The following is a 26,718-nucleotide window of genomic DNA, read 5'->3' as shown; positions in this document are numbered from 1 at the left end:
GAGGCACCATGGACAGGTCGACAAGGTCTCTCATCAAAGCCGCAGCCGCTGCGGTCATCGCCACGGGCACGGTAGTGGGGTTCGAGGCGCTCTCGCGTCTCAGATGGCACCGCACCGGCGTCGCGAGCCTGTGGGAGGTCGGTCGGCGGGCCACGGGCTCCCGCAAGAACCTCCTCGGTGACGACCTGGAGCGCTTCGAGGACTACGTCGCGCGCAACCGCGTCCGGAACGAGCAGGAATATGCCATCCCCTCGTGGCTGCCCATCAAGTCGCTCGTCTTCGAGGAGACGCGCGATGGCATGAGGACGTACCACCTGGGAACCACCGGCAAGAACACGCGGGCCGTGCTCTTCCTGCATGGCGGTGACTATCTCACCCAGATGCGCCCCATCGATTGGCTCTTTGCCGATAGGCTCTGCCGCCTCAGCGGCGCGGAGGTGTGCGTGCCCATCTATCCCCTGGCGCCAGCGCACGACTACGATGAGGCGTACTCGCTGCTCATAGACTTGTACGAGGGTATGGTCAACCGCTACGGGGCGGACGATCTCTCCCTGGTGGGCAGCTCGTCGGGCGGCGGGCTTGCCGCGGGCATCGTGGAGGCGCTCAAGCACTACCAGCTGCCCCAGCCTGGCCAGCTCGTGTTGATCTCGCCGGAGCTTGACCTCTCCCTGCGCAACGACGCAATCAGCGACTACTTTGACCGCGACCCATCGCTGGCCCCCTGGGGACTGGCACAGGCAGGGGACCTCTGGGCCGACGGGGACGACATCTCCTCGCCACGCCTGAGCCCCATCAACGGTGACGTCTCCGTCCTGCGCAACGTGACCACCTTTGTGGGCGCGCGCGAGATCCTCTACCCCGACTGCGCCACATGGGACCAGCTGCTGGAGAAGGCCGGCGTGACACACCGCCTCGTCACGGGAGAGGGCCTCTCGCACGAGTGGCCGCTTGCCCTCATCCCGGAGGCACGGAATGCCGTCCGGCAGATTGCCAGCATCATCCACGCCGGCGTGCAGGAGACCCGATAGCCCGTGCCGCATATCACACCAGAAGACCGCCTGTACTTCTATCGGCTGCTCTCCTAGGAGCTCGGGGCGGCAGGGCACCTGCCGCAGGACCTTCCCCAGGACTTCCGGCGGGAGGTGCTCCGCAGGGACGAGCCCTCTCTCGAAACCTTGGATGAGGGCTCGTGCGTCACGCAGTCATTGGCCCATGGGCCTCCTGCCTCGGAGGGCTTGCCGCGCTGGCCGCCACCGAGGCTGTGGTCGCTCCCGGGCGACCCGCCTGGCTTGTCGGCGCGCGCCAGGCGCAGGCGCCCCGTCAGGGCATCGATTCCCACCCCTCCCGCAGGTGGGGACTCTCAGGCACCTACAGCTGCGTGACCTGCACCTTGTCCACGAGGGAGTCGATCAGGTCGCGCGGGGCGGCCTGCGTCCCGGACTGCATCACGTTGGCGGCGCCCGTGGCCATGGCGAGCCTCATGGTCTCCTCCAGGCCCAAGCCCGTATCCTCCGCATAGGCAAGCGCCGCCACCACGGAGTCGCCCGCACCGACGGTGGAGCCCACCCTCACCTTCACGGGACTGGCCTTCACCGTCACGTCCTTGGTCACATAGAGGGCCCCGGCACCGCCCATGGAGACCATCACGCGATCAAGCCCCCCGTCGATGAGCTCGCGGGCGGCGGACGCGACCTCCCCGTCCGCATCGAGCGTGCGGCCGAACATGGCACCGAGCTCGATCTCGTTGGGCTTGATGAGGTCGGGCTTGGCCTCGATGCCTGCCGCGAGCTTGTCGCCATCGGCATCCAGGTAGACCCTGGCACCTGCGGCCTTGAGGGCCGTGACCCACGTCCTGTAGGTGCCCGTGGCGGCACCGCGCGGCAGCGAGCCCGAGAGCACCACGATGTCGCCCGTGCCAACCTTGGCGGCGAGCCGCTCAAGCATGCCGTTCAGCTGCTCGTCCGTCACCTCCGGACCGGGCTCGTTGATATCCGTGTTCGTCTTGTTGATGGGATCCTTGATCTTGAGGTTGGCGCGCGTCTCTCCCGGGACCTCGAGCACCTCGCAGCTGACGCCAAGCTCGTCAAGCATGTTCTTGATGGTCGCACCCGTGTTGCCCGCCAGGAGCGCATAGGCAACCGAGGTGCCACCCAGCTCCTTGACGACCTTGGAGACGTTGATGCCCTTGCCACCTGGATCGACGCGCAGCTCGCTGATGCGATTGACGAAGTCGAGACGGAGGTTCTCGACCGTTGCCGTCTTGTCGAGTGCCGGGTTGAGCGTAACCGTGTAAATCATGGGAGCTGCCTTCCTCGCGAGGATTACCCTGTCTCCCATTCTAGCAATGCGCGCATGCATAGCCATGCGTTGGTGGGCAATCCAAGGTGTACGCCTGCGTTCCGCGCGCCGACATCTGCCCAGGATTGCCTCGTCGAATGTGACGGAAACGCACCCTGTAGGCGAGCGCCTTTCGTAGAGCCGACCCCCACTATGCATACATCGGCGCTTGAGACGCCGATGCCCCCTTCGTTGCCAAGGCGTATCCACATGAGGCGGGGGCGGGTTCCTCAAGTATCATGGGGGTACACGTATCATCAGGGAGGCATGCATGGCAGAACCCAAAGTCCAGATGAAGACCGCGCTCGTTGAGATGGACGGCGACGAGATGACCCGGATCATCTGGCAGATGATAAAGGACGACCTCATCTGCCCCTTCGTCGATCTCAGGACCGAGTACTTCGATCTGGGCCTCAAGCATCGCGACGAGACGGATGACCAGGTGACCATCGACTCCGCCGAGGCGACGCGACGCCTGGGCGTGGCCGTGAAGTGCGCCACCATCACGCCCAATGCCGCGCGCGTGAGCGAGTACGGCCTCAAGAGGATGTGGAAGAGCCCCAACGGCACCATCCGCGCCCTGCTCGACGGCACCGTGTTCCGCGCACCCATCCAGGTCAGGGGCATCGAGCCACAGGTACGCAGCTGGAGGCGGCCCATCACCATCGCGCGCCACGCCTACGGCGACGTGTATCGCAACAGCGAGATGCGCATACCCAGAGCCGGCACGGCCGAGCTCGTGTTCACGGCCGAGGACGGCAGCGAGACCCGCGAGCTCATCCACCGCTTCGAGGGGCCCGGCGTCATCCAGGGCATGCACAACCTCGATGCCTCCATCGAGAGCTTCGCGCGCAGCTGCTTCGAGTACGCCCTCTCCACCGGGCAGGACCTCTGGTTTGCCACCAAGGACACCATCTCCAAGACCTACGACCACCGCTTCAAGGACATCTTTGCGGACGTCTATGCAACGGACTACCAGGCACGCTTCGATCAGGCGGGCATCGAGTACTTCTACACCCTCATCGACGACGCCGTGGCCCGCGTCATGCGCAGCGAGGGCGGCTTCATCTGGGCCTGCAAGAACTACGATGGCGATGTGATGAGCGACATGCTCTCCTCCGCCTTCGGCAGCCTCGCCATGATGACGTCGGTGCTGGTCTCACCCCATGGCTACTACGAGTACGAGGCGGCCCACGGCACGGTGCAGCGCCACTACTACCGCCACCTCAAGGGCGAGCCAACCTCCACCAACTCCGTCGCCACGATCTTCGCCTGGTCGGGAGCGCTCCGCAAGCGCGGCGAGCTGGACGGGACGCCCGAGCTCGTGGACTTTGCCGACCGTCTCGAGGCCGCCACGATCGCCACGATCGAGGCCGGACGGATGACGGGCGACCTCGCGCGCATCACCACGCTCCCCCGCCCCCAGACGCTGGGCACCGAGGAGTTCATCCTGGCCATCGCGGAGCGCCTGAGGGCCTAGCCCGCAGGGCCACAGGAGGCCCACGCCCATGCCAATTCCTCGCAGGACGCCTCTTGCAGCTGGTCGCTCCATCCAAGGCCTGATGGAGCGCCACTGCATGGACATCCTCGCCTCCGAGGGCATCGCCATCGAGCGTCGCTGCATGCAGCATGGCACCACCTCGGTCTTCAGGCATTCCGTCGCCGTCACGCACGCCTGCGTCTCCCTGGCATGCCGCCTGCGCGTCCCCGTGCACGAGCGCGACCTCCTGCGTGGGGCGCTCCTGCACGACTACTTCCTCTACGACTGGCATGAGAGCGACCCCGCGCACCGCCTGCATGGCTTCAGGCATCCTCGCACCGCCTATGAGAACGCGCGACGCGACTTTGCCCTCACGGCCATCGAGGGGAACATGATCCTGCGCCACATGTTCCCGCTCACGCCGGTGCCACCCACCTGTCGCGAGGCCTGGCTGCTCTGCATGGCGGACAAGTACGTCGCCACCCGCGAGACGGCGCGGGGCCTCGTGCGGCGCCTTCGTGGGAGAGGGGACGCACGCCGTGCCGGACGGCAGCCCTCTGACGCAGCCTGACCTCCTCTGGCTGCTCTTCCTTGCCTACAGCATGTGCGGCTGGGTCATCGAGAGCACCTACTGCTCCCTCCACGTCGGTCGCCCCATCAATCGTGGCTTCCTCAACGGGCCCTACATCCCCATCTACGGCTGTGGGGCCATGATCGCGGCCCTCGGGCTCTCCGGGCTGGACAGGTTGGGAATGGTGTTCTGTGCTGGTGGCCTCGCGAGCTGCGGGCTGGAGTACGTGACGTCCTGGGCCATGGAGCGCGCCTACCATGCGCGCTGGTGGGACTACTCCGACAAGCCCCTCAACATCAACGGGCGCGTCTGGATCGGCGGCTTCGCCGAGTTCGGTGCCTGCTGCGTGGCCGTGGTGCTGGTCAACCCATACCTGCTGGACGCCCTCGAGGGCCTGCCGCATCCCCTGCTCAAGCTGGTGGGCGCGGCAAGCCTGGCCCTCTTTGCCACGGATGCCGCCATCACCGTGACGGGCATGGCGGGGCTGCGCCAGAAGATGGACTACCTGCGCGAGGAGAGCCTGCTAAGACTGGCGAGCCTGCGCGAGGGCCTGCCCGCGCTCACCACGCCGGACATGGACGAGCTGATCAGGGGACGCATCCGCGCCTATGTGGAGGGCGCCGCCGCCCGGGTGCACGCCACCACACGGCAGCTCTCCCCGCTCCCCAGCCTGCGCGAGGCAGCCAGATGGCCCAGCCTGCCCTCGCTTGACGAGCTCGCCAGGACGTTCGCCGGGATGCTGAGCGACCAGGAACGGCGCGTGCTGCGGGCGTTCCCGCAGGCACGCCTCTCCGACTACCGCAGGCTCCTCGAGGAGGTGCGCGAGCGCCTGACCCGATAGTCCCGCACGTGGGGCCGCGGCGTCCCTACGCCAGGTCCCTGAAGTGGAACTGACGTCTGCCCTCGGCATAGTCGCCCACGACTTGGCCATGGCCGCGCAGCCTGTACTTGTAGGTCACGAGACCATCCAGCCCCACGGGACCACGCGCATGCAGCTTGCTCGTGGAGATGCCCACCTCGGCGCCAAAGCCGTAGCGGAAGCCGTCGGCAAAGCGCGTGGAGGCGTTCTGGTACACGCCGGCGGAATCCACCAGATCCATGAAGCGCCCGGCCGCCACCGCGTCCTCGGTGAGGATGGCGTCCGTGTGATGGGAGCCATGACGGTTGATGTGGGCGATGGCCTCGTCCAGCGAGTCCACCACCTTGATGGAGATGATGGGCGCCAGGTACTCGCTGTCCCAGTCCTCGCTCGTGGCGGGCGCGCAGGGGATGAGGGCTCGCGTGCGCTCGTCGCCGCGCATCTCCACGCCCGCCGCATCGTAGGCCGCGGCGAGGGCGGGCAGGAAGCGCTCGGCAGCGTCGGCATGCACGAGGAGGGTCTCCACCGCGTTGCAGGCCGCGGTGTATTGGCACTTGGCGTCCACGCACAGGGGCACGGCACGCTCCACGTCCGCTGCCGCATCCACGTAGATGTGGCAGATGCCATCGGCATGGCCCATCACGGGAATCTTGGTGTTGTCCATGATGTGGCGCACGAAGGCGTTGGAGCCGCGTGGGATGAGCAGGTCAACGAGGCCATAGCAAGCGAGCAGCTCGTCGATCTCGCTGTGGGCCTCGGCCTGGAAGAGACAGCTTGCGGGGAGGCCCGCCCCGACCGCCGCCGCATGCACGAGGCCGAAGATCACACGGTTGGTCTCGGCCGTCTCGGATCCGCCCTTGAGGATGGCCACGTTGCCGCTCTTGATGCAGAGCGAGGCAATCTGCACGAGCGCGTCGGGCCGCGCCTCGAACATGACGCCGATCACGCCGATGGGACAGCTCACGCGCGTGAGCGTGAGACCCTCGTCCAGCTCACGGGAGAGCAGCGTGCGCCCGAGCGGATCGGGCAGCCCCCTCAGGCTGTCAAGCCCAGCGACCACGTCCGCCAGCTTGTGCTCACCGAAGCGCAGGCGTTTGATGACGGCGGGGGCGACAGCGCCCCGCCGGGCACGCTCGAGGTCATGGGCATTGGCGGCAAAGACGTCGTCCTGGGAGGCCAGGAGCGCCTGCTTGATGCGGACAAGCGCGGCATTGCGCGTCTCGACGGGAGAGGCCGCCATGGCGGGACTCTCGAGCCTCATGCGGGCGGCGACGTCACGGATGGGTTGCGTGGCCATACCATACCTTTCTCACGTGCGACTCTTCCTCAGGATAGCCTCGCTGCGACAGGTGCACAACTCCTACAATGGGATCGGCGACAAGGTGCAACACGGCACCGCACAAGGAGGCCTCCATGAGCGAGATCGGCTTTTCCATCACCCAGAACCGCGTCCTGAGCAAGGAGGAGCAGCAGGAACTCCGTGCGCACTACCTTGCCTATGTGCGCGCCGAGCGCAGTCAGCACCGCAACCTCCATGCGGACCTCGATGCCATCTACACGCAGATCGACAGGGTGCTCCTCACCGACCAGGTGGCGCGGCTCGTGAGCATGCTGCACGATGCATCCCACGTGGTGCTCTTTGCCACCGAGGCATCCACGCTCTCCCTGAGGGAGTTCCAGCAGGCCATGCACGCCGAGAGCCGATTCGTTCGCATGGTGAGCGAGAACTCCCCGGACATCAATGGCATCAGGGCGCTCGGTGCGGGCGACCTTCTGGTCGTGGTCACCACGTCCAATGCCTTCGCCCAGCGCCAGCACGACGTCATCGCACGCAGCGGCGCCCACAAGGTGGTGGTCACGGCCAGCGAGGACGAGGGGACGAGACGGACCTTTGACGAGGTCTTTCAACTGGGACAGCACGCCATCGAGGGCGGGCCGCTCCACCGCATCTACGCCACGTTTGGCGTCACCTACTTCTTCGATCGCATCTTCACGCAGTATGCCGTGCGCTACGACGTGGAGGCATAGGCGCGGCATCCGAATGGCCTGTGCCCCTTTCCGGTGATGTGGCCCTACGTGGCGGGCGCATCGGCAGACCGCTTGGCAGCCATCTTCTTCGCCGTGGGCTTCTTCGTGGCCTTGGCGGACGCCTTGCGAGCCTTTGGCTTGGCCGCCGTGTGTGCCTCCTTCTTGGCCTTGAGCTCCGCCTGCACGTCCACCAAGGCTTTGTCGGCAGCGGCCTTGGCCTTCTTGGCGGCCTGGGCCGCCGTGCGAGCCTCCCTCACCCGTTCCTTCGCGGCAGCATGTTCGGCCGCGGCACGTTCGGCGGCCCCCTTGGCCTCGCCGGCAATCCACTCGGCCTCGGAGAGCGCCTCGGCGGCAGCATCAGCCTTGGCCTGTGCCTCGTTGCCCGCATCGTTGGCATGGGCGAGGAGCTGGGCGATGCGATCGCGCTCGGCCCACGCCTCGGTGGCGAGGTCGGCAAGGCGCTTGAGCTCCCTTTCGTGCTCGAGCACCACGTGCTCCTCCGCCTCCTGACGGGCAGCGGTGACCTTTACCTCGCCCTTGGTCTGGCTGAGGGAAGCCTCGACGACCGCAAGCTCCGCCTCGCGCGCGGCCAGCACCTCCTCGGCGTGCTGGGCCTCGACCTCGGCGCGGGAGACCCGCGCCGTGAGCCTGCGCTGCTCGAGGCCATTGCGCTTGAGCAGGCACGGCAGGAGCTGGCGGCACATCTCCTGCCACCAGCACCAGTCGTGACTCACGTCGTAGCCCCACAGCTCGAAGGTGGCGTCTATGCCAAGCGCAGCCATGCGCTCCTCAAGGAGGCTCTGGCTCCACGCCCCCGTCTCGCTGCCTTCCTGGCCACTTACGAAGGCAAGCTGGCCGTCCTTGAGCGCCTTGACGACATCGGATGCGGGATCGAGGTTGGCGACAAGGTCCACCGGCGAGAAGGCAAGCCACTCAGGCACCGCCCAGTCGCCCACCAAGGCGCGGACGTCATAGGTCCCGGAAAGGGCAAGCAGCCCCGCGTAGGCGGCGGGCTTGCGTAGCAGGGCGACCGTAACGTTCATGGCACCCATGCCCGCCCCCACGAGAAGGGGCCTCCTACGAGAGGTGGACGTCGTGCCCACGAAGGCAAGCAGCTCATGCTCTATGAAGTCGAACCAATCGGCAAGGTTCTGACGGCGATACTCGTCGAGCGCCCCCGTCGCATGCCAGCTCTCGTCATCGAGGGAGTCGACGCAGAAGAGCTGGATGGTGCCGGCCTCGATGAGGTCGGCGAGCGCCGCGACCATGCCGTTGTTCTCCCAGCACACGCATGAGGCATCGGCCTCGGGGAAGGCGATCACCGGCTGACCCTTGGAGCCATACACCACCAGGTCAAAGTCGCGGTTGGCTCCCTCACCATGCAGGGTGTAGTCCTTGACAAGCATAGGGTCCTCCTTCATCGCGCCAGCAGTGGCTGCCCTGATTCTATTCCTTGTCCGCGCGCTCGTGCCGGACTCCCCGCCGTTGGCGCCGCGGGCGCCTCGCTACACCAGCTTGCCCTGGCAGTGGTCGACCATATGCTGGACCATCTGCGCCGTCCAGCCCTCGAAGTCGTAGGTGCGCCGCTTGAAGGCACCATCCACAAGGTCATCGAAGGTCACCTTCACCTTGGCGTAGCGCGTGACCTTGGAGGTCCCGTCACGCGTGAGGCAGCCCTCCTCCACGCGCTGGGCGCCCAGGCCCATCACCACGCGGGGGTTGTAGAGCACGTGAGGCCCCTTATCCTCGTCCAGGTAGGCCACAACCTGCTTGGTGACACCAATCTGGTTGGCCGCCAGACAGGCACCGTCCTCGATGGACTCGATGGTGTCAATGAGATCCTGCGCAATGGGCGCATCCTCCGGCATTGCCCTCTCGCAGCGGATGGAGAGCACCTTCTCGTCCTTGCAGAGTTCCCTGATCACAGACGGCTTCCATTCATGAGTGCGGACGCCGAGAGTCCCTCCCGCGCCCTCCGACACGACTTCAGGCAGTGTATACCAAGTCGGCACGCCCCGGCCGAGGGATCCCTCACGCTAGGCGCGGGCACGCCCCGGATCCCACGCCACCAGGCACTCGTCCAGGCCTCGCTCCAACGCCGCGCGATCCATGTGCCTGCCAATGAAGCATAGCTTGGTCATGCGGTCGCCCAGCACGGGATCCCAGTCCTTGAGCACCTCGGGGTTGGCCTCGACGATCCGCCGCATCTCGTCCTCGGGAGCCGAGGCCACGAAGAGGCCATTCGCCTGCATGTTTGCCTGGCGCCCAGCCGTCTCGAACACGTAGCACATGTCCGGATCCTGGTTGGCCCACAGCATGCCCTTGGCGCGAATGACGCTGTCGGGCCAGGTCTTGACGTAGGCGGCGAAGGCGTCGACGTCAAAGGGGTGGCGGCGCTCGTACACGAATGTGGTGATGTCGTACTCCAGCACCTCGGGGTCATCATGCTCCTCGGGATGCTCCATGGCATCCATCCACGCCGCCGAATTGTATGCCCTGTCGAAGTCGAAGCGTCCCGTGTCGAGCAGCTCGCCCATCGGGATCTCCCCGCGCTCGGCCTCCACGATGACGGCATCCCTCTGCAGGCTGCGGATGAGGGCCTTGAGCTCGGCGATCTGGTTGGGGCTCACGAGGTCGCACTTGTTGAGGATGAGCGTGGAGCAGAACTCGATCTGCTGGATGAGCAGGTTCTCGATGTCGTCCTCGTCGATGTCGTCGCCCAAGAGCGCATGGCCACCATTGAACTCGTCGTACATGCGCTTGCAGTCCACCACCGCCACGATGTTGTCGAGCGCAAGCGGCGCCTGGCCACCCGCCCGCTCCTGGTCGCAGAAGGCGCTGATGGTATAGGCGATGGGGATGGGCTCGCAGATGCCCGATGCCTCGATGATGATGTAGTCGAACGTACCGGAGTCGGCGATGGACTGCAGCTGGTCGGTGAGGTCGCTTGACAGCGTGCAGCAGATGCAGCCGTTGGTCATGGGGATGAGGTCGTCCGTCTCGGACAGGCCCCCATCGGCGATGAGGGTGGCGTCCACGTTGACCTCGCCGATGTCGTTGACGATGACGGCGGCATGGATGCCCTCGTCGTTGGCGAGGATATGGTTGAGCAGCGTGGTCTTGCCCGCACCGAGGTAACCGGTGAGCAGGATGACCTTGACGAGTCGCTTGTGGGGCATGGAGGTCCTCCGAATGTCTGGCACCTGATACTCCGGGTGAGTCTATGCTCTCCGCACCTGACGGGTAGCCCCCAAACTGTACGCATGCGTAACTTCCAGAATTGCGATCCTGGGCAAACATCACGCAAGATGACAGAAATGTACACTTTGAACGCACTCGCCATGTACCGCCATTCATACAGGTGGTTCATCTATGCAAAGGGGATCGCGGCCATGCAGGCACGCGGCCCCATCCCGGCAAGGGGCGCATGAACCTAGGCCAACCCCTCGATGAGCCCGCGCAGGCGGCTGGCCATGGCATCCACCTGCTCGTCGGTCACCACCAGTGGCGGCAGGAAGCGCAGGATGGAGTCACCGATGTGGTTGAGCACCAGACCGGCAGAGAGGCCCTGTTCCACCAGCTCGGTGGCGATGGGCGCGTCAAACTGGGCTGCCCGCATGAGGCCGCGGCCACGCACCTCGCTCACGTGAGGCAGGGTTGCCAAGGCCTGGGTAAGATGTGCACCGGTGGCAATCACATGCCCGCCCACATGCTCGCCCACGAGGGTCTCGATGACCGCGCGCCCCACGACGGACGCCAGGGCGTTGCCGCCAAAGGTGGAGCCGTGGTCGCCCGGCCCAAACAGGGCGGCCACCTCGTCGCGCGCGGCGAAGGCCCCCATGGGGAAGCCACCGCCAATGCCCTTGGCCATGCTCACGATATCGGGCACGACGTCAAAGAGCTGATAGGCAAAGGGCGCACCGCAGCGGAAGATGCCCGCCTGCACCTCGTCCACCACGAGCACGAGGCCCCTCTCGTGGCACAGCCGGGAGACGCCCTGCAGGTACTCCTTGGTCACCGGCCACACGCCCCCCTCGCCCTGCACGCACTCGAGCATGACCGCGCACACGGGGCCGCACTGGTCGGAGGGGTGTGCGACGGCCTCCTCAAGCGCCGCCAGATCGTTGAGCGGCACCGCCTCGAAGCCGGCAGGCAGGGGCAAGAAGCTCTGATGGAAGGCCTCCTGACCGGTTGCCGAGAGCGTGGCCAGCGTGCGGCCATGGAAGCTCTTCTTGGCCGTGATGATGCCCGTGGCACCGCCCAGCGTGCGCTCACCCCACCTGCGTGCCAGCTTGATGGCACCCTCGTTGGCCTCGGCCCCGGAGTTGGCGAAGAAGGTCTTCCACGTCTCCCCCGTGGATCCCGTGATGTGCCCCGCCTCATCTGTCGTGGCACTCAGGATATCCGAGAGGTCACGCGCGAGCTCGTTGCGATTCTCCACGTAGTAGTAGTTGCCCACCTGCCAGAGCCTGCCCGCCTGCTCCTGCACGGCCGCGACCAGCGCGGGATGGCAGTGACCCAGGCTCACCGAGCCGATGCCCCCCAGGAAGTCCAGGTACTCTCGACCCTCGCTGTCCGTGAGCACGGCACCCCTGCCCGAGACGAACTCCACGGGCAGGCGTCCGTACGTATGCATGAGATAGGTGTCGTCCTGACCGATGAACTCGGCGTGCCTGTCAAACTCGTACATGGCTAGTCCTCCTCGGGTGCCTCGTAGTGTTCGGAGATCTCGGTGCCGATGCCGGCATCGGTGAAGGTCTCGATGATCATCGAGTGGGGCACGGTCCCATTGAGGATGGTGACCTGCCCCACCCCCGCATCGATGGCGTCGATGGCGCTCTCGATCTTGGGGATCATGCCATGCGTGAGCGTACCCGCATCCACGAGTTTGCGCGCCTCGGCGACGCTCATGCCTGCGATGAGGCTGTCCCTGTCGTCGAAGTCGGCGTAGAGGCCATCGACGTCGGTGAGGAAGAAGAGCTTGTCGGCCTTGAGGGCAGCGGCGACCCTACTCGCTGCGAGGTCGGCGTTCACGTTGTAGGAGCCACCATCCTCGCCAAAGCCCACGCCCGCCAGTACGGGGATGTAGCCATCCTCCAGGATCTTGTCGATGAGGTCGACGTTGACCTCGGTCACCTTGCCCACCCGGCCCAGGCTGGGGTCCTGCTGGGCGGCCATCAGCGTGCGGCCATCGGCACCCGTGATGCCCAGGGCGTAGTTGCCATAGCTGTTGATGGCACCCACGAGCTGGGCGTTCACCTTGCCCACGAGCACCATCTGCACCACGTCCATGGTGGCGTCATCGGTCACGCGCAGCCCGTCCTTGAACTGCACGCTGAGATCGAGTTGGTCGCTCAGTGCAGAGATGGCCTTGCCGCCACCGTGCACGAGCACCACGCGCACGCCCATGAGCTTGAGCATGAGCACGTCCTCGATGACCTTGGCCCGCAGCTCGGGCCTCTCCATGGCCGAGCCACCGTACTTCACCACAAAGGTGCTGCCCGACCACGCATTGATCCAAGGCAGCGCCTCGATGAGCACCTCCGCCTGCTCCTGTGACGCCCGTGAGGGCTGTCCCCTGCGTATCGCCATAGCCTGTCCCTCCCGTTGGAGTTGCACCATCCCCGCGCCGGGACATTAGGTGCGATAGTCCCCATTGATGGTCACGTAGTCGTGCGTGAGGTCGCAGGTCCAGATGCGCGTGTGGCACGTGCCCATGCCCAGGTCGATGGCGATGGAGACCTCGGGGGCCTCGAAGCGGCGGAGCATGTCCTCCTCGTCCATGGGTACCGTGAGCCCGCCGCGGCACACGGGCACGCCCAAAAGGTCGATGTCCACCCTGCGCTGGTCGAACGCGACCCCGCACTTGCCGGCCGCCATGGCGACCCTGCCCCAGTTGGCATCGTGACCAAAGACGGCCGTCTTCACGAGGGGCGAATTGGCGATGGAGCGCGCCACGACATCGGCATCCTCGTCCGTGGCGGCGCCCAGCACGTCCACGGTCACGAGCTTGGTGGAGCCCTCCCCGTCAGCCGCAATCTGGCGGGCCAGCGACTCGCACACCGCCCGCACGGCAGCGGCGACCACCGGGAAGGCGGGAGACGCCTCGTCGATGGGGTCGACGGTGGCCCTGCCTGTGGCCAGCAGGACGCAGGTGTCGTTGGTGGAGGTGTCGGAGTCCACCGTCACCTTGTTGAAGGTGCGCTTGACCGACGAGAGCAGGGCGGCATGCGCGGCCGCTGCCGTGAGCGAGGCATCGGTGGAGAGAACGGCCAGCATGGTTGCCATGTTGGGCTGTATCATGCCGGAGCCCTTGCAGAAACCTCCCACATGGATGGTTGTGCCAGGCGTTCCATCCCTGCCAGGAAGCTGCCCCACGACGGCCGCCTGCTTGGAGTGGGTGTCGGTGGTCATGACCGCCCGAGCGGCATGGTGGGCCGCCGCGGCGGAGCGATCGAGCTGTGCTACGCAGGCAGGAACGCCCGTCCTGAAGTTGTCCAAGCCCAGGGGCACGCCGATGACGCCCGTGGAGGCAACGAGCACCTCCTCCTCGGAACAGCCCACGGCCTCTGCCACGAGGCGCGCGGACGTACGGGCCACCTCGAGCCCCTCATCCCCCGTAGCAGCATTGGCGTTGCCGGAGTTGAGCACCACCGCACGCGCACGGCCGGCGGCGGCACGCTCGCGCGACACCTGCACGGGAGCGGCACAGAAGCGATTCTTGGTGAAGGTTCCGGCACATACGCAGGTCTCGTCAGCAACCACCAGGGCAAGGTCGCGGCGGTTGGGATTGCGGCGGAACCCCGCGGAGAACCCCGCTGCCCTGATGCCCGCGGCGGCACACACGCCACCATCGCAGGGCGCGAATCCATAGGCGGACTCCGCGTGGCCATATGCGGGAATATCCAAAGGCTGGTAGGAAGTCACAGCTACCTCCTTGGGGTGCTAGAGTACGGGGGCGGTAAAGTCGAGACCACAGGTCTCGGGGAGGCCCAGTACGACGTTGGCGCACTGCACGGCCTGACTCGCCGCACCCTTACCCAGGTTGTCGATGGCACAGGACGCAACGATCATGCCCCGTCGTCGCTGGTCGAGTGCCACGCCCACCTGGGCGCGGGCGGATCCGGCGACCGAGCCCGTCCGTGGCATCTGGCCGGAAGGCAGGGTGGTCACCAGGGCCTCATGGGCATAGGCATCCCCATAGGCCTGCTGAACCTGCGCAGTGGTCACACCGGAAGCGGCCTCCAGGTACACCGTGGAGAGCAGCCCCCTCGTGAGCGGCGCCAGGTGCGGCGTGAAGACCACATCCATCGGACGGCCCGCCACGCCCGTGAGCGTCTGCTCGATCTCGGGCGTATGACGGTGCCTGCCTACGCCATACGCCTCGACGGACTCGGCGGCATGGCAGTAGTGCGTGCGCTCCGAGGGGGCGCGCCCAGCACCCGAGACCCCCGAGATGCAATCGGAGATCACGAGCGAGGTGGTCGTGAGTCCCGCCGCAAGTGCCGGGGCGGCCGCCAGCGCAGTCGCCGTGGGATAGCAACCGGGAGCCGCCACCAGGACGGGCCTGCCGGCGGCACGTGTCCGGGCAAGGTCCGTGAGCTTGTCCCGATTGAGCTCGGGCAGGCCGTAGACCGCCTCCGCCAGCAGGGAGGGGCTTGTGTGGGGCACGCCGTACCAGGCCTCATAGGTAGCCGCATCCTTGAGGCGATAGTCAGCGGAGAGGTCGATGACCGTCACACCACGCGCCAGAAGCTGAGGCGTGAGGGAGAGGGACGCCGTATGGGGCACAGCCAGGAAGGCGACGTCTGCCGTCTTCGCGATGGCATCAGGCTCAGGCAGAGAGAACGCAAGATCCGTGATGCCCCTCAGGGACGGATACGCCTCGGCAAGGGGCGTACCGGCGATCTTGCGATCCGTCACCATGACCAGCCGCAGCGTGGGATGGTCGAGCACCAGGCGAGCCACCTCCACGCCCGCATAGCCCGTGGCCCCCACGACGCAAATGTTGACGACTTCCTCACTCATGCCGGACATCTCCCCTTGCAGAAAACTCATGTTTGAGGAACAATTTTCTTATATATCGAATGCTATTCACTATTTATGCACAATTTTTTGTATCAGCATCTACCATGCCACAAGGCGAGCATTCGCGCGCACCAGGAATCGATGTTTCATCAGATGGAAAACTTTATGATGTCTCACCTACGATTGGCCGAGAGATGCTCTCAGAGGTTATGGACACGCAAACCCGCACGCGAGCTACCATGCCACGGACCAGCCGGGGATGCGCACCAGTGAGGCAAGCGGGGCCGTACCATGCCTGAAGCAGAGCACTGCCGCGTTGGGATCGTGCTCGTCATACAATGCCGCACAGGTTGGGATAGGCGTCCAGCATGTGCCTCTTTGCCTCCACGCGACCATCCACCGTGAGCCCACTGCTCACGCGGAGCCAATCGGCTCCCTGGCGCGCCTCGATCTCAACCGTGGGATTGGCCACAATCTGCTGGAACACGTCCTTTCCCTTGCCCATGTGAAGGTAGAACCCGCCCTCGAACAGGTCAATCGTCCCAAAGGGGCACACATGCGGCTGGTCACCCGCGACGGTAGCCAGATGATACGTGTCTGCCTGCTTGATTGCTTGAGAAAGTCGTAGACATCCTTGAGCTCTGCCATGGCACATCCCTCTTCCGTAGACGCTGACATCTCCCTCGTCCCCGCTCTCCTGTGCCGCATGCGTCGAGACGCGGGAGAACTCTGATGTGCATCTCGTTTCCCACGGCACCCGCAGGGTGGCAAGGCCGCCATCACGTGATACAGTCATATCAGGTTGCGTGCCGTGACTGATGGGGCTTCGTGGGGCACCACGGTGGGGTGGCACGCAACGGAGCGCCGACCGTCTGGGCACGTCTCTCCGCAAGGGAGGGGCCTACCTGTTTCCTTGGGCATACGACCACCAGGAAGGACGATCATGCACGACCTATGTGAGCTTCTGAGGGGCAATCCCTATCCCGGGCGCGGCATCGTGGTGGGTACGAGTGCGACAGGTGAGCGCGTCGCATGCTACTGGATCATGGGTCGCAGCATAAACAGTCGCAACCGCGTCTTCACCCTCACCGAGGACGGCATCAAGACCGAGGCGCATGACCCCAACAGGCTCGAGGATCCCACACTCGTCATCTACCATCCCGTGCGCACCATGGGGGACAGCCTCGTGGTCACCAATGGCGACCAGACCGACACCATCGTGGAGAAGGGCAGCTTCCATGCTGGCTGCATGGCCCGCACGTACGAGCCTGACAGCCCCAACTTCACCCCGCGCATCTCCGCCGTCCTGCACAGGGAGGGCTCGTTCGCACTCTCCATCCTCAAGCGCCAGGCAGGCAACGACGTGAGCGACGGCGCCTCCAACCGCTGTCTGCGCGAGTTCTTTGCCTACGAGGACGCAGATGCGGGAACGGGCTATCTCATCAGCACCTATCAGGGGGATGGCAGCCCCTTGCCCAGCTTTGCAGGCGAGCCCATCGAGGTCACTCTGCCCGAGGACCCCCATGACGTCTGGAGCGCGCTCGATGCGGACAACAAGGTCTCCCTATATGTCAATGTGGGCGGCCACGTCACCCTCTTCAACAAGAACCTGGGGGACTAGGCGATGGCATAGGTTCTTTCTCATCTTTACCTCATGCGGGGGTGCGTCACATCCTCAGGCGCAGTTCCGCGGCGCGCATTGTGCGCGAGGATGTCTGAGCACTGAGGATGTGACGCACCCCCCGAAAGGATCCCCCATGAACGAGCTGGAACTCAAGTACGGCTGCAACCCCAACCAGAAGCCCTCCCGCATCTTTATGAGGGACGGCTCGAACCTCCCCGTCACCGTGCTCTCCGGCAAGCCAGGCTACATCAACTTCCTCGACGCCCTCAACTCGTGGCAGCTCGTGCGCGAGCTCAAGGAGGCCACGGGCATGCCTGCCGCGGCAAGCTTCAAGCATGTCTCGCCCGCCGGCGCCGCCGTGGGACTCCCCCTCTCCGAGACGGACAGGAAGATCTACTTCGTGGACGACGAGGGCGAGCTCTCCCCCATCGCCTGCGCCTACATCCGCGCTCGCGGCGCCGACCGCATGAGCTCCTACGGCGACTGGGCGGCCCTCTCCGACACCTGCGACGCAAGAACGGCCCAATACCTCAAGCACGAGGTCTCCGATGGCGTCATCGCCCCCGCCTACACCGACGAGGCGCTCGAGATCCTGCGCTCCAAGAAGGGCGGCAGATACAACGTGGTGCAGATCGACCCCACCTACCAATGCGCACCCATCGAGCAGAAGGATGTCTTTGGCATCACCTTCGAGCAGGGGCACAATGACTTCAAGATAGATCGCGCGCTGCTCACCAACATCGTGACCACAAACAAGGAGATTCCCGAGGCCGCGCAGGTCGATATGATCGTCTCGCTCATCACGCTCAAGTACACGCAGTCCAACTCCGTCTGCTATGTGAAGGACGGCCAGGCCATCGGCGTGGGCGCCGGCCAGCAGAGCCGCGTGCACTGCACCCGCCTCGCCGGCAGCAAGGCCGACACCTGGTGGCTGCGCCAGCATCCCAAGGTGCTGGGCCTCGAGTTTGTGGAGGGCATCCACCGCGCCAACCGCGACAACGCCATCGACGTCTACCTCTCTGACGAGCATGACGACGTGCTGGCCGAGGGCGAATGGCAGAAGTGGTTCGCCGTACGCCCCGAGGTGCTCACCTGCGAGGAGAAGGCCGCCTGGATCGCCACGCAGACCGGTGTGACGCTGGGGTCAGACGCGTTCTTCCCCTTCGGTGACAACGTGGAGCGCGCCCACAAGAGCGGCGTCTCCTACATCGTGGAGCCAGGCGGCTCCATCCGCGACGACAACGTCATCGAGACGGCCGACAGGTACGGCATGGCCATGGCCTTCACCGGCATGAGGCTGTTCCATCACTAGGGGCGCGGTGGGGCTACGCGAGGAACAGGCCCTCTCGGCACGAGATGGCATCAAGGATGATGTCAATGATGTGACTGTCATCATCTTTGCGCCAGGCGGCAAGCCAGTACAATAGCGCGTCGGCCATACCGAGCCTGATGGCGTGAACGTTGCTACGGTCGTGTCCCAGTATGACCCCGCGAGGCAGCACGCTCGCATATTCTCCGCTATCAAGCAGCATTAGCATACTCTCGCGATTCGAGGCGAAATAGAACCTCGGCTCGACGCCGAGCTCCTGGAAGATTTTCATCGACTGGTAGGAACCCATGCTCTCGCGGTCGAGCAGACAGACGCCGTGCTCTCTCAAGACATCCCTGGCCGCGTTGGGACCTTCCCCGACGTCCCCCGTCGAGCGGATTGCGATGACCATCTCGTCCTGGCCGAGGTTCCGTACTTCAAGCGCATCACCACCATGCAGCCGCTTGTCCTGATGAAGGAAGAAGCCCAAATCCACACGCCCGTCCTCCAACTCGCTGACGAGGTTCTCGTAGTTCAACGTCGCAAAGCTCACGTGCAGATCTGGTGCCAGCACGCGCAGCTCGAAGAGGGAGTCGGTGACCGTATGGCGCAGATCGCGGTTGTACATGCCGCGAAGGTCGAAGCCAACCCGAATCTCGTGTGGCTCGCCCAGCAGGAGGTCGCTGGAGGACTCATCGATGGAGGCGAGATGGTCCACCTCGCGCAGGATGTGACGGACGGAAGGCAGGACCTCCCTCCCGGCATCCGTCAGGCTCACGGCACGCGTCGTCCTGTCCACCAGGCGCAGGCCGATATCGTCCTCGAGCTTGCCCAGCTGCTGAGAGAGCGCGGACTGGGAGACGAAGAGCATCTTGGCCGCCTTGGTGAAGCTTTGCATCTCCGCGACCGCCACGAAGTAGCGCAATTGTCTGATTTCCATATGTCCCTCAATAGCCGTGATGGACTTGGCCCCGAGAGCAGCGCGAGGAGAGGGGGATGCGAAGCCCTCTCCCAGAGATCAGGCGAGCTGTATCATCCTATGCCTTCTTGGGCCTGTATGGCTCGGTCGGCTTCGGTGTGAAGGGGTTGGTCTCCTTGCCCTCCTCGACCCCCTTTGCCCACTCGAACGGCTTGGTGCGGAACCCGTCCCAGCTCTCACGAGTGGGAGGCTGCTGCATCCAGTCATGGCAGTAGCGCCAGTCGTTGGTCTGGCTGATGTACTTCTCGTCCTGCTGACCGGCGTTAGTGTCGCCCAGGTCACCTGCAGCGATACGCAGCAGGGAGGCATATTGTTCAGACACCGTATGCAGCTTGAGGTCCTCGACGAAGAGCTTCTTGAGGGGGCGCTTCGCGAGGTTGGACATGATGGTGCGATTCTCGTAGGGCATGGTCTTGAGCATGCGTGCGATTTCCCACGCGCGGTCCATGACCGTGCCTTTCTTGACGACTTCGGACACCATGCCCCAGTCCAGCATCTGCTGGGCAGTCCACTGACGAGCGGTCATGGCGTAGTAGTTGCCACGCTTGGTGCCGAAGAAGTGCTGGGCCATGAGTCCCATGCCGTCGCCAGGAACAAGCCCACCGTGGGCGTGGGGAACCTCCATCCACGTGTCATCCGAAGCGATGGTGATGTCGCAGAGCATTGCGGAGTCCCAGTGGAAGCCAGGGCCGGGAATCGCACCGATGGTAGGCACGTCGAGGTCGAACACCATGTTCTTGATGAGATTGGTATCATCGAAGTACTGATGCTGGAAGCGCTGGGTGGGCAGCTCGGCATACGTGTCCCAGCCGTTGGGGTCGCTCTCGGTCATCCAATTGTCGCCGATGTGGGTGAAGATGATGATTTCGTTCTTCCAGTCGAGGGAGAGCACGCGCGTAAGCTGGCTGCAGGCGCGATGGCTCATGCCGGAATGGTACATCGGTCCGTCGTTGGTCTTCCACGTGACCTGGAGGATGCCATCTTCCCGATAGAGGTCCGCGAAGTCCTTGAACCACTCTTTGTACTCCTCAAGCTGTGGGAGCTTGACATAGTCTGCTAGTGGCTTACCCATGACCTGCCTTCTTTCTGTTTGTCTGTGCCTGACGGCACGGTCCTATGTTTCCAGGCGCGCGAGGCGCTCTGACACCAATGGGATGGGACGTAGGAACCGGTAGCGAACGCTAGTGGACCTCGACACCCTCAGCCTCGGCCAGCCGCCTCGCGACCATGACCAGCACGCAGAGAACTACGGCCGAACAGGCCATGAGCAACGCCGGGACTGTCCAGTCGCTGCCCTGCGCGGATAGGGCTGTAAGACAAGGAGTAGAGAGGAAGATGCCGAGGTAGTAGAAGGTGTTGAGCGCACCGGACGCCAAGGGGACGTACTCCTTGCGCATCGCCAGCTGGGGCGTAATCTCAAAGAACGCCGTCACCGCGAAGCCGCCCGTGAAGATGGACGCGGCAACTACGTTGACAAGATAGGTCGCCGGGCTCAGCCACAGGAGGCCGAGGTCGACCAGGAGCGTACCGACGGCGCCGATGAAGGCCACCATGAAGGGCTTGCCCGTCCTACCTATGACCCAACCTAGGACGATGGCGGCCGGGATGCCTACGAGGCCGTTGAGACTCGTGTAGAAGTTCGCCATAGCCTGATCGAGGCCATGAGCGACCGTGAAGATCGTGGGATAGTCGGTCACGACGCCCATCAGGCAGAACGAGAGGAAGAACATGGCGATGCAGATGACCACGAGCGGCCTGTTGTTGATGGTGGCGTCGGCGAGGGAGACCCTCTCGGACGCATCTGACCCCTCGCCTGCGGAGGTGCCGTCATCGATCAGAGCCACGGAGCCGACCAGGCTAACGAGCGCCAGGATGGCGACGAACCACCAGCACCCCGTCACGCTGCCTGCGGCCATCGTGAGAGGCAGGCTCACGTTCATGACGACGAAGTTGGCGACGGGATTGGCGATGGTGAACATGCCCGTCGCCAGACCCATACTCGACGTGCCGCCGAACCAGAAGGCCAGCAGGCTCAAGCCGCAGGGTATGACCAGGGCACACGAGATGCCCTCGACGATGCGGGAGATGAGGACGACGGCGTAGGACGAGACGGCAAAGCCGAAGATGCCGAGAAGATTGCCGACCAGCAGGCACGCCAGAAGGGCAACCAGCATGCGCTTGAGGCCGATACGTGCCATGATCCCGGAGCCGGGAATCGCGAGGAAGATGCCGGCGATGGTAAAGACGCTTGTGAGCCATGCAACGCTCGTAAGATCGACGCCGAGCGCGGTAACGATGTTATTGTTGATGGGGACGACTTTGAGCTGGGAGATGTTGATCGTGATGCCGGCAAGCATCAGGATGGCGAACCCCAGCCATTTGTGTCCGCTTCCTTGGGTTGACATTGTGGCAGCTCCTCCTGTCACGTTAGAAGGGGGCCGCAGGGGCCGTGGCAACAAGTGTCGCGGCCCCTGCATCGGGGGCATTACTCGCGCTCGACGGTGCCCTCCCAGCTGTCGAGCTTCCTCGCGGAGCTTCCCTCGTCGAACCAGTGCTCGGTGACGGTCTTGGCGCGCGTGTAGAAGCGGTAGCCGTCGAGGCCGAGGACATGCTGGTCGCCAAAGAAGGACTGCTTGTTCCCGCTGAAGGGGTAATAGGCTGTGGGGACGGGGATGCCGACGTTGACGCCCACCATGCCGCCATCGGTCTCCAGCTTGAAGCGCCGTGCCCAATAGCCGTCCTGTGTGAAGATGGAAGAGCCATTGGCGAAGGGGTTGGCGTTCATGACCTTGATGCCCTCTTCGTAACCATGCACGCGTTTGATGCACACGACCGGTCCGAAGATCTCCCTCTCGCCGACGGTCATGCCAGGCTCGACGTGGTCGAAAATGGTGGGGCCGAGGTAGAACCCGCCCTCGGAACCCTCGATGACGCGGTCTCGCCCATCGAGGACGAGCTGGGCACCCTCCTCGACGCCCTTGGCGATCCAGCCCTCGACGCGAGCCTTGTGCTCGGCGGAGACGAGCGGACCAAGCTTGGTCTCGGGGTCGTAGGCGCGTCCGATGGCCATGGCCTCCGCCTTTTGCTTGAGCATCGCCACGAATTCGTCAGCGATGGACTCCTCGACGCAGCACACTGGGAGCGCCATGCAACGCTCGCCCGCGCAGCCGAAGGCGGAGTTGATGACCGCGTTGGTCGTGGCCTCGAGGTCGCAGTCCGCCAGCACAAGGGCGTGGTTCTTGGCCTCGCACTGCGCCTGGACGCGCTTGCCGTGCGCAGCCGCCGTCGCAGTGACCTGCTTGCCAACGCCGGTGGTACCCACGAAGGTCACGGCCTTGATCCGCTCGTCCGTGAGCAGGATGTCGGCTTCGTTGTGTGTGCAGGTGACGAGGTTGACGACACCCTTGGGGAAGTGGGCCTCCTCGTAGAACAGCTCCAGGATCCTCATCGAGGTGAGCGGAGTGGGCGTGGCGGCCTTGAGGACGACGGTGTTGCCGCAGGCGATGGCCAGGGGCACCATCCAGCCCCAGGGAATCATGGCCGGGAAGTTAAAGGGCACGATGCCGGCCACGACACCGAGCGGCTGACGGAACGTGGAGCAATCGAAGCCCGTCGTCACCTGAACGGCATTCGAGCCCTGTATGGCATAGGGTAGCGAGCAGGCTAGTTCGGTGGGCTCGATGGCCTTCAGGATGTCGCCTCGGCTCTCGTTGAGGTTCTTGCCGTGCTCCTTTGCGCACAGGAGGGTGAGCTCGTCGAGATGGTCGACGAGGACGTCGCGCCACCTGAACATCATCTGGACACGCCTGGAGAGGGAGAGCGCCGACCAGGCCGGGAAGGCCGCCTGCGCGGAGGCGATGGCCTCCCCGACCTCCTCGGCGGTGCAGCGAGGCACCTCCGCGATGACCTCGCCCGTGCTGGAGTCAGTGACCGGGGTGTAGGTATCCGTCACGGACGCCCTCCACTCGCCGTTGACACAGTAGCCCTTGCGCTCGACAGACATGTTATAAGGTTCCTTTCATCAATAGGGGAACCGCAACGGGTGCGGTTGGGGGCGCCGGCCCGTAGGGACGCGACTAGCGCAGTCGGTAGATCCGCGTGTAGTCGGCAGGGTCGGTATAGAAAGTATGCGAGGCACCGATGTAGCGCTTGATAGGGAGCTTGGCAAGGTAGGCGGGAATCCACCAGGACATGGGCATGTCCTCGCCTGTAGGGGCATGAAACTCGACCGTACCAGCGCAGGGCTGCCTCCTTGGCTCCGCGAGCGTGTAGGGGTAGCCCTCGGGCGCCTCCCAGCCGATCGTCGGGTTGGCGACGGGATAGCTCGCGTCCACCGCAGCCTCCCACGGCTTCTGCCCCTTCTCGGGGCACGCCTGGATGTACTTGTAGTTGAACTTCGCCTCTGATTCGCCCGTGATCCGACTCATGTACTCGCCGTCCTCGGGCTGCCTGTTCAGGTCGAGCCTGAGGTCGAGGAACTTGAAGCCCCAGTCGGAGGCCTGGCCCCTCACGATGCCGTCATGCTCGGCAAGGCAGGGTATGTCTGCGTAGATTTTGCTGTAGCCGAGAAGCTCGCGACCGCCGATGATTGGCTCGGCGTGATTCTCGTACATGGCAAGCACGAGATCCCCGCGCAGATGGTCGCGCTCGCCATCGAATTTCGTAGGTACCGAGATGTTGATGAGCGTATAGGAGTTTCCTGCGAAGTTGCCGATGTGCTTGAATTCGCACTGAGCCACCGAAAGGACGGGTTCCGCCAGCGAGAAGCCATCCGGAAGCAGTGCCTCGAGCATGCCGACATCGGTCTCGAACATGACCGTGGCCGCCTCGACGTCAGCCGGCTTGTTGAGGATCGTGCCGTCCGGGCGGGGGTTCTTCGGATCGGGCGAGGGTCCGAAGAAGACCGGCATCTCGTATATCTTGTTCTTCTCAAACGTGAGGCTCATATGTCTCTTCTCTCATGTACGTGATGTCCACCCAGAGAGCTGTGGGGGCAGGATGCCCCGCCGCACGCGAGTGGGCCTAACCCACGGCGTTCAGACCGCCGTCGGGATAGATTGACGAGCCGGTGATGAAGTCCGAGGCCTTTGAGGCCAGAAAGATCGACACGCCCTTACAGTCGTCGGGATAGCCGATGCGCTGGGCGGGCATGGCCTTGGCGATGGCATTGCGAGCGGTCTCGTCATCCGGCAGCAGGCCGACCATCATTGGGGTGTAGGTGATGGTGGGGCCAATGCAGTTGACCTGAATCTTAGGACCAAGGTCGGAAGCGTATGCCTTGGTGAGCATCTCGACGGCACCCTTGGTCGAGCAGTAGCCGACGTTTCCCATGCCGCCGTTGCCCACGGCGCGGATGCCGCGCACGGATCCGACGTTGATGATCTTGCCCTGCCTGTCGTTATCCTTCCAGTACTTCCCGAAGTGCTTGCAGGTGAGCATCAGGGACTTGACGTTGACGTCCATGAGCTTGTTCCACTCGTCGACGGGGAATTCGGTGCCGGGGAACTTCTTGTTGTAGCCCTGAGAGTTGACGAGGATGTCCACCGTCCCCATCTCGTCGACCGCAGCCTTGAGCAGCCCCTCGACCGCATCCTCGTCGGTAACGTCGGCAACGTGGTACACGACATCGACACCGGAGTTGGCCTTGATCTCGGACTGGGCGCGCTTGAGGGAGTCCTCCTTGCGACTTGCAATCATAACCTGAGCACCCGCCTCGCCAAGCCCCTCGGCGATAGCCTGTCCGATGCCACCAGCGCCACCGACGACAACGGCCTTCTTGCCCGTCAGATCAAATAGGTCGGTCATTGCAATACCCCTTTCATGAATGACGGCCAACACGTATCAGGCATGTGCCGGCACTCTTCCAAACTTTCTAGAATGGCCTCACTTGGCTGTGGGAGGAACGATGATGGTCAGCATCTGGCAAGTGACAGGACCGTTGTTCTTGATGCCCTTCTCGGTGTTGGGGCCACAGTGGTACGAGTCACCCTTGTGAAGGGTCGTCGTCTTGCCGTCGTCGGTCGTGATGTCCATCTCGCCCTCGACGATGTAGTAGATGCTCTCGCAGGGGTTGGAACCATACTCACAGCCACCGCCAGGCAGGAAGTGTGAGAGACCAAAGACAACCCTGCCATCATTGACCTCGTCTGCGTTGTTCAGACGGGTGCAGCGCACGTCAAAGTGAGCTGGCGGCTCGTAGAACGTGGCCTCGTTCCTGCGCGTGATCTTCCAACTCATAAAAACCAGCTCCTCTCGGATGTTTCCTGGCACTGTCCGGAATCCCGATTGGGTCCGGGCCCCGTATGGATTCGGGATTCCACTCGGTCATCGGCCGACCGCCAACCCCTTTCACTGGGGCATACTCTGAATGGTAAAGCTGATATATTTGTTGTTTTTTTGCGTTTTATCTCTAAGTAATATTGATTTATTAGTAAAAATAATTACTCTCTTCAGATTGTCAAAAGGATGATAGAACCTGCTGGTAGACAGACTGTCGGAAGCCCACTGCCCATCCGACTGCTGTCATCCTGACGCCGACAGTCGAAGGCAGCGACTCCGGAGATCATGAGGCTCGTTCGCAAACGGTCGGTTTTAAACCCTGGACGGCAAACTTCGAGCCACCGCCGTGACGTGCCGTGCGTGCATGCCGGGATGCCACACCTCACCGAACATACGGTGTCCGTCAGGGCACTTGATTCAATCGCGGCATCTTGCGTTCGTCCCCGTTGCGACCGCGTTCGTCCTCGGCCGCGCGAAACGATAGTGGCACCTGGACTACTCTGTGGGTGCGGGATAAGACCATAGGACAGGCTCGGAGGCGACCATGGTTCCAGGGCAGGGGTCAGTCGTACAGGTGCGGAACCTGAGTCGACATCGAGCGGGGTAAGGTGGTCGGTCTGGTCGGCACCTTGGGGTGCGCGACTGCGTAGTGGTCACTAGGCTGCCAGTTTCTCACGGCCTCCGCGGGGGCGTCAGGCTCCTTGGTAACGAATCTGTAGCTGAGTCGTCTGGCGAACATCTCGGCAGCGCGTGCCCTGAGCAATCGATCGCGTTTGCATTGCGGGTCGATCGGCACAACAAATCCTTCCATCTTTCGAATGTCTATCTCAATGCCCAAGAGATGGGAGGCGGTTCAGTCGTGCCGACAGTCCTCGCGAACGTGGGCATAGCCACCTTGATGACGTTCCCCATCACAAACATGCGGGACAGGAACATGACGTCGCGCTTGTCGAACTTCACGCGGTCGCCCGAGGGGAGCGGCATCCTCAAGACGGCACCCACGCAACACTCCACGCCCGCCTCTCCGAGCTTCCGCTGCAGACCGAACCTGGTCAAGCCGGACCCGCAGACACATTTTGCGGGCTGGGATGAACCTGGCCCACTCCGCCACCGCCCACTGGTCGTACGGAAACGATTTCTGGACGACCTCCCCGGTCCCGGGAACGAACGCCGCGGCTGCAACCGATCGCGCGCGAACGTCGGGCCCGATGCTGGTGCGATATG

The 26,718-nt window shown here is 64.2% G+C and carries 25 protein-coding genes and 1 riboswitch; of the genes, 7 read left to right on the top strand and 18 right to left on the bottom strand.

What is annotated here, in order from left to right:
• Positions 1 to 8: 8 nt before the first annotated feature.
• Positions 9 to 1,028 carry an alpha/beta hydrolase gene (locus HMPREF1316_RS00800; protein WP_021725003.1) on the top strand — a complete coding sequence of 340 codons (1,020 nt, stop codon included), beginning with the start codon at positions 9 to 11 and terminating at the stop codon, positions 1,026 to 1,028.
• A gap of 340 nt (positions 1,029 to 1,368) precedes the next feature.
• Here HMPREF1316_RS00800 and pfkB read toward each other — a convergent pair whose 3' ends face one another.
• The gene (gene pfkB, locus HMPREF1316_RS00795) at positions 1,369 to 2,298 is read right to left on the bottom strand and encodes a 1-phosphofructokinase (protein ID WP_021724938.1); all 930 of its coding nucleotides are present in this window, start codon (positions 2,296 to 2,298) and stop codon (positions 1,369 to 1,371) included.
• Positions 2,299 to 2,608: 310 nt separating this feature from the next.
• On the opposite strand from pfkB, the gene HMPREF1316_RS00790 reads away from it, so the two are divergent.
• The 3 genes from HMPREF1316_RS00790 to HMPREF1316_RS12945 all read left to right on the top strand — a co-directional run bounded on the left by HMPREF1316_RS00790 (position 2,609) and on the right by HMPREF1316_RS12945 (position 5,229).
• Complete coding sequence (locus HMPREF1316_RS00790) at positions 2,609 to 3,817, top strand: NADP-dependent isocitrate dehydrogenase (RefSeq protein WP_021725007.1); 1,209 nt, start codon at positions 2,609 to 2,611, stop codon at positions 3,815 to 3,817.
• A 97-nt stretch (positions 3,818 to 3,914) separates the two neighbouring features.
• Positions 3,915 to 4,388 carry an HD domain-containing protein gene (locus HMPREF1316_RS00785; protein WP_021724936.1) on the top strand — a complete coding sequence of 158 codons (474 nt, stop codon included), beginning with the start codon at positions 3,915 to 3,917 and terminating at the stop codon, positions 4,386 to 4,388.
• A complete protein-coding gene (locus tag HMPREF1316_RS12945; RefSeq protein WP_021725017.1) occupies positions 4,357 to 5,229 on the top strand; it encodes a putative ABC transporter permease in 873 nt (290 codons plus the stop codon). Before HMPREF1316_RS00785 ends, HMPREF1316_RS12945 begins: the two co-directional genes overlap by 32 nt.
• A gap of 25 nt (positions 5,230 to 5,254) precedes the next feature.
• Here HMPREF1316_RS12945 and HMPREF1316_RS00775 read toward each other — a convergent pair whose 3' ends face one another.
• Positions 5,255 to 6,544, bottom strand: coding sequence for a glutamate-5-semialdehyde dehydrogenase (locus HMPREF1316_RS00775; RefSeq protein WP_021724986.1), 1,290 nt, complete (start codon positions 6,542 to 6,544; stop codon positions 5,255 to 5,257).
• Between the two features lie 116 nt (positions 6,545 to 6,660).
• On the opposite strand from HMPREF1316_RS00775, the gene HMPREF1316_RS00770 reads away from it, so the two are divergent.
• Entirely contained in the window at positions 6,661 to 7,275 is a 615-nt protein-coding gene (locus tag HMPREF1316_RS00770) for a hypothetical protein (protein WP_021724933.1), read from the top strand.
• Between the two features lie 44 nt (positions 7,276 to 7,319).
• On the opposite strand, the gene HMPREF1316_RS12940 is transcribed toward HMPREF1316_RS00770, so the two are convergent.
• The 8 genes from HMPREF1316_RS12940 to HMPREF1316_RS15125 all read right to left on the bottom strand — a co-directional run bounded on the left by HMPREF1316_RS12940 (position 7,320) and on the right by HMPREF1316_RS15125 (position 15,808).
• Positions 7,320 to 8,681, bottom strand: a complete 1,362-nt coding sequence (locus HMPREF1316_RS12940; protein WP_021724972.1) for an alpha/beta hydrolase-fold protein — start codon at positions 8,679 to 8,681, stop codon at positions 7,320 to 7,322.
• A gap of 99 nt (positions 8,682 to 8,780) precedes the next feature.
• Positions 8,781 to 9,200 (bottom strand): peptide deformylase, encoded by a 420-nt coding sequence (locus tag HMPREF1316_RS00760; protein ID WP_021724942.1) that lies wholly within the window; start codon positions 9,198 to 9,200, stop codon positions 8,781 to 8,783.
• Between the two features lie 111 nt (positions 9,201 to 9,311).
• Positions 9,312 to 10,454 carry a CobW family GTP-binding protein gene (locus tag HMPREF1316_RS00755; protein ID WP_021725005.1) on the bottom strand — a complete coding sequence of 381 codons (1,143 nt, stop codon included), beginning with the start codon at positions 10,452 to 10,454 and terminating at the stop codon, positions 9,312 to 9,314.
• 254 nt (positions 10,455 to 10,708) lie between these two features.
• Entirely contained in the window at positions 10,709 to 11,965 is a 1,257-nt protein-coding gene (locus tag HMPREF1316_RS00750) for an aspartate aminotransferase family protein (protein WP_021724957.1), read from the bottom strand.
• Between the two features lie 2 nt (positions 11,966 to 11,967).
• Positions 11,968 to 12,867, bottom strand: coding sequence for an acetylglutamate kinase (argB, locus tag HMPREF1316_RS00745; protein WP_021724970.1), 900 nt, complete (start codon positions 12,865 to 12,867; stop codon positions 11,968 to 11,970).
• A gap of 45 nt (positions 12,868 to 12,912) precedes the next feature.
• The gene (gene argJ, locus HMPREF1316_RS00740) at positions 12,913 to 14,202 is read right to left on the bottom strand and encodes a bifunctional glutamate N-acetyltransferase/amino-acid acetyltransferase ArgJ (RefSeq protein ID WP_021724965.1); all 1,290 of its coding nucleotides are present in this window, start codon (positions 14,200 to 14,202) and stop codon (positions 12,913 to 12,915) included.
• Between the two features lie 18 nt (positions 14,203 to 14,220).
• Positions 14,221 to 15,303, bottom strand: a complete 1,083-nt coding sequence (gene argC, locus HMPREF1316_RS00735) for an N-acetyl-gamma-glutamyl-phosphate reductase (protein ID WP_040650715.1) — start codon at positions 15,301 to 15,303, stop codon at positions 14,221 to 14,223.
• 331 nt (positions 15,304 to 15,634) lie between these two features.
• Entirely contained in the window at positions 15,635 to 15,808 is a 174-nt protein-coding gene (locus HMPREF1316_RS15125; RefSeq protein WP_462937973.1) for a hypothetical protein, read from the bottom strand.
• Between the two features lie 296 nt (positions 15,809 to 16,104).
• A riboswitch (ZMP/ZTP riboswitch) is annotated at positions 16,105 to 16,188 on the top strand.
• Positions 16,189 to 16,246: 58 nt separating this feature from the next.
• Between HMPREF1316_RS15125 and HMPREF1316_RS00725 the strand changes: the two genes are divergently transcribed.
• Positions 16,247 to 16,924, top strand: a complete 678-nt coding sequence (locus HMPREF1316_RS00725; protein ID WP_021724964.1) for an IMP cyclohydrolase — start codon at positions 16,247 to 16,249, stop codon at positions 16,922 to 16,924.
• A 136-nt stretch (positions 16,925 to 17,060) separates the two neighbouring features.
• Positions 17,061 to 18,239, top strand: coding sequence for a phosphoribosylaminoimidazolecarboxamide formyltransferase (locus tag HMPREF1316_RS00720; RefSeq protein WP_021724947.1), 1,179 nt, complete (start codon positions 17,061 to 17,063; stop codon positions 18,237 to 18,239).
• A gap of 13 nt (positions 18,240 to 18,252) precedes the next feature.
• On the opposite strand, the gene HMPREF1316_RS12935 is transcribed toward HMPREF1316_RS00720, so the two are convergent.
• The 8 genes from HMPREF1316_RS12935 to HMPREF1316_RS00675 form a co-directional block, all read right to left on the bottom strand.
• A complete protein-coding gene (locus HMPREF1316_RS12935; protein WP_021724995.1) occupies positions 18,253 to 19,176 on the bottom strand; it encodes a LysR family transcriptional regulator in 924 nt (307 codons plus the stop codon).
• A 97-nt stretch (positions 19,177 to 19,273) separates the two neighbouring features.
• Positions 19,274 to 20,287: an enoyl-CoA hydratase/isomerase family protein gene (locus HMPREF1316_RS00710; protein ID WP_021725029.1), complete on the bottom strand. Its 1,014-nt coding sequence runs from the start codon at positions 20,285 to 20,287 to the stop codon at positions 19,274 to 19,276.
• 109 nt (positions 20,288 to 20,396) lie between these two features.
• Positions 20,397 to 21,620, bottom strand: coding sequence for an MFS transporter (locus HMPREF1316_RS00705; protein WP_021724920.1), 1,224 nt, complete (start codon positions 21,618 to 21,620; stop codon positions 20,397 to 20,399).
• 80 nt (positions 21,621 to 21,700) lie between these two features.
• Positions 21,701 to 23,218: a CoA-acylating methylmalonate-semialdehyde dehydrogenase gene (locus tag HMPREF1316_RS00700; RefSeq protein WP_021724960.1), complete on the bottom strand. Its 1,518-nt coding sequence runs from the start codon at positions 23,216 to 23,218 to the stop codon at positions 21,701 to 21,703.
• A 73-nt stretch (positions 23,219 to 23,291) separates the two neighbouring features.
• On the bottom strand, positions 23,292 to 24,161 hold the full coding sequence (locus HMPREF1316_RS00695) for an acetoacetate decarboxylase family protein (RefSeq protein WP_021724946.1): 870 nt from the start codon (positions 24,159 to 24,161) through the stop codon (positions 23,292 to 23,294).
• Between the two features lie 76 nt (positions 24,162 to 24,237).
• Positions 24,238 to 25,020: an SDR family NAD(P)-dependent oxidoreductase gene (locus tag HMPREF1316_RS00690; protein WP_021724971.1), complete on the bottom strand. Its 783-nt coding sequence runs from the start codon at positions 25,018 to 25,020 to the stop codon at positions 24,238 to 24,240.
• A 78-nt stretch (positions 25,021 to 25,098) separates the two neighbouring features.
• The gene (locus tag HMPREF1316_RS00685) at positions 25,099 to 25,452 is read right to left on the bottom strand and encodes a cupin domain-containing protein (protein WP_021724973.1); all 354 of its coding nucleotides are present in this window, start codon (positions 25,450 to 25,452) and stop codon (positions 25,099 to 25,101) included.
• A gap of 864 nt (positions 25,453 to 26,316) precedes the next feature.
• The gene (locus tag HMPREF1316_RS00675; protein ID WP_021724922.1) at positions 26,317 to 26,496 is read right to left on the bottom strand and encodes a hypothetical protein; all 180 of its coding nucleotides are present in this window, start codon (positions 26,494 to 26,496) and stop codon (positions 26,317 to 26,319) included.
• Between the last annotated feature and the right edge of the window lie 222 nt (positions 26,497 to 26,718).

The sequence above is a fragment of the Olsenella profusa F0195 genome, assembly GCF_000468755.1.
GTDB lineage: Bacteria > Actinomycetota > Coriobacteriia > Coriobacteriales > Atopobiaceae > Olsenella_F > Olsenella_F profusa.
Note: the sequence above shows the minus strand (reverse complement) of the source record. Positions and strands in the feature narration are given on the sequence as shown.

What these genes read in the sequence shown, in the direction of transcription:
- HMPREF1316_RS00800 (WP_021725003.1), top strand. Translation starts at nt 9, where the DNA reads ATGGACAGGTCGACAAGGTCTCTCATCAAAGCCGCAGCCGCTGCGGTC.
- HMPREF1316_RS00685 (WP_021724973.1), bottom strand. Translation starts at nt 25,452, where the DNA reads ATGAGTTGGAAGATCACGCGCAGGAACGAGGCCACGTTCTACGAGCCG.
- HMPREF1316_RS00725 (WP_021724964.1), top strand. Translation starts at nt 16,247, where the DNA reads ATGCACGACCTATGTGAGCTTCTGAGGGGCAATCCCTATCCCGGGCGC.
- HMPREF1316_RS00690 (WP_021724971.1), bottom strand. Translation starts at nt 25,020, where the DNA reads ATGACCGACCTATTTGATCTGACGGGCAAGAAGGCCGTTGTCGTCGGT.
- HMPREF1316_RS00785 (WP_021724936.1), top strand. Translation starts at nt 3,915, where the DNA reads ATGGACATCCTCGCCTCCGAGGGCATCGCCATCGAGCGTCGCTGCATG.
- HMPREF1316_RS12940 (WP_021724972.1), bottom strand. Translation starts at nt 8,681, where the DNA reads ATGCTTGTCAAGGACTACACCCTGCATGGTGAGGGAGCCAACCGCGAC.
- HMPREF1316_RS00705 (WP_021724920.1), bottom strand. Translation starts at nt 21,620, where the DNA reads ATGTCAACCCAAGGAAGCGGACACAAATGGCTGGGGTTCGCCATCCTG.
- argC (WP_040650715.1), bottom strand. Translation starts at nt 15,303, where the DNA reads ATGAGTGAGGAAGTCGTCAACATTTGCGTCGTGGGGGCCACGGGCTAT.
- HMPREF1316_RS00750 (WP_021724957.1), bottom strand. Translation starts at nt 11,965, where the DNA reads ATGTACGAGTTTGACAGGCACGCCGAGTTCATCGGTCAGGACGACACC.
- HMPREF1316_RS15125 (WP_462937973.1), bottom strand. Translation starts at nt 15,808, where the DNA reads ATGGGCAAGGGAAAGGACGTGTTCCAGCAGATTGTGGCCAATCCCACG.
- HMPREF1316_RS00720 (WP_021724947.1), top strand. Translation starts at nt 17,061, where the DNA reads ATGAACGAGCTGGAACTCAAGTACGGCTGCAACCCCAACCAGAAGCCC.
- HMPREF1316_RS00700 (WP_021724960.1), bottom strand. Translation starts at nt 23,218, where the DNA reads ATGTCTGTCGAGCGCAAGGGCTACTGTGTCAACGGCGAGTGGAGGGCG.
- HMPREF1316_RS00755 (WP_021725005.1), bottom strand. Translation starts at nt 10,454, where the DNA reads ATGCCCCACAAGCGACTCGTCAAGGTCATCCTGCTCACCGGTTACCTC.
- HMPREF1316_RS00710 (WP_021725029.1), bottom strand. Translation starts at nt 20,287, where the DNA reads ATGGGTAAGCCACTAGCAGACTATGTCAAGCTCCCACAGCTTGAGGAG.
- HMPREF1316_RS00790 (WP_021725007.1), top strand. Translation starts at nt 2,609, where the DNA reads ATGGCAGAACCCAAAGTCCAGATGAAGACCGCGCTCGTTGAGATGGAC.
- HMPREF1316_RS12935 (WP_021724995.1), bottom strand. Translation starts at nt 19,176, where the DNA reads ATGGAAATCAGACAATTGCGCTACTTCGTGGCGGTCGCGGAGATGCAA.
- HMPREF1316_RS00770 (WP_021724933.1), top strand. Translation starts at nt 6,661, where the DNA reads ATGAGCGAGATCGGCTTTTCCATCACCCAGAACCGCGTCCTGAGCAAG.
- HMPREF1316_RS00775 (WP_021724986.1), bottom strand. Translation starts at nt 6,544, where the DNA reads ATGGCCACGCAACCCATCCGTGACGTCGCCGCCCGCATGAGGCTCGAG.
- HMPREF1316_RS00695 (WP_021724946.1), bottom strand. Translation starts at nt 24,161, where the DNA reads ATGAGCCTCACGTTTGAGAAGAACAAGATATACGAGATGCCGGTCTTC.
- pfkB (WP_021724938.1), bottom strand. Translation starts at nt 2,298, where the DNA reads ATGATTTACACGGTTACGCTCAACCCGGCACTCGACAAGACGGCAACG.
- argB (WP_021724970.1), bottom strand. Translation starts at nt 12,867, where the DNA reads ATGGCGATACGCAGGGGACAGCCCTCACGGGCGTCACAGGAGCAGGCG.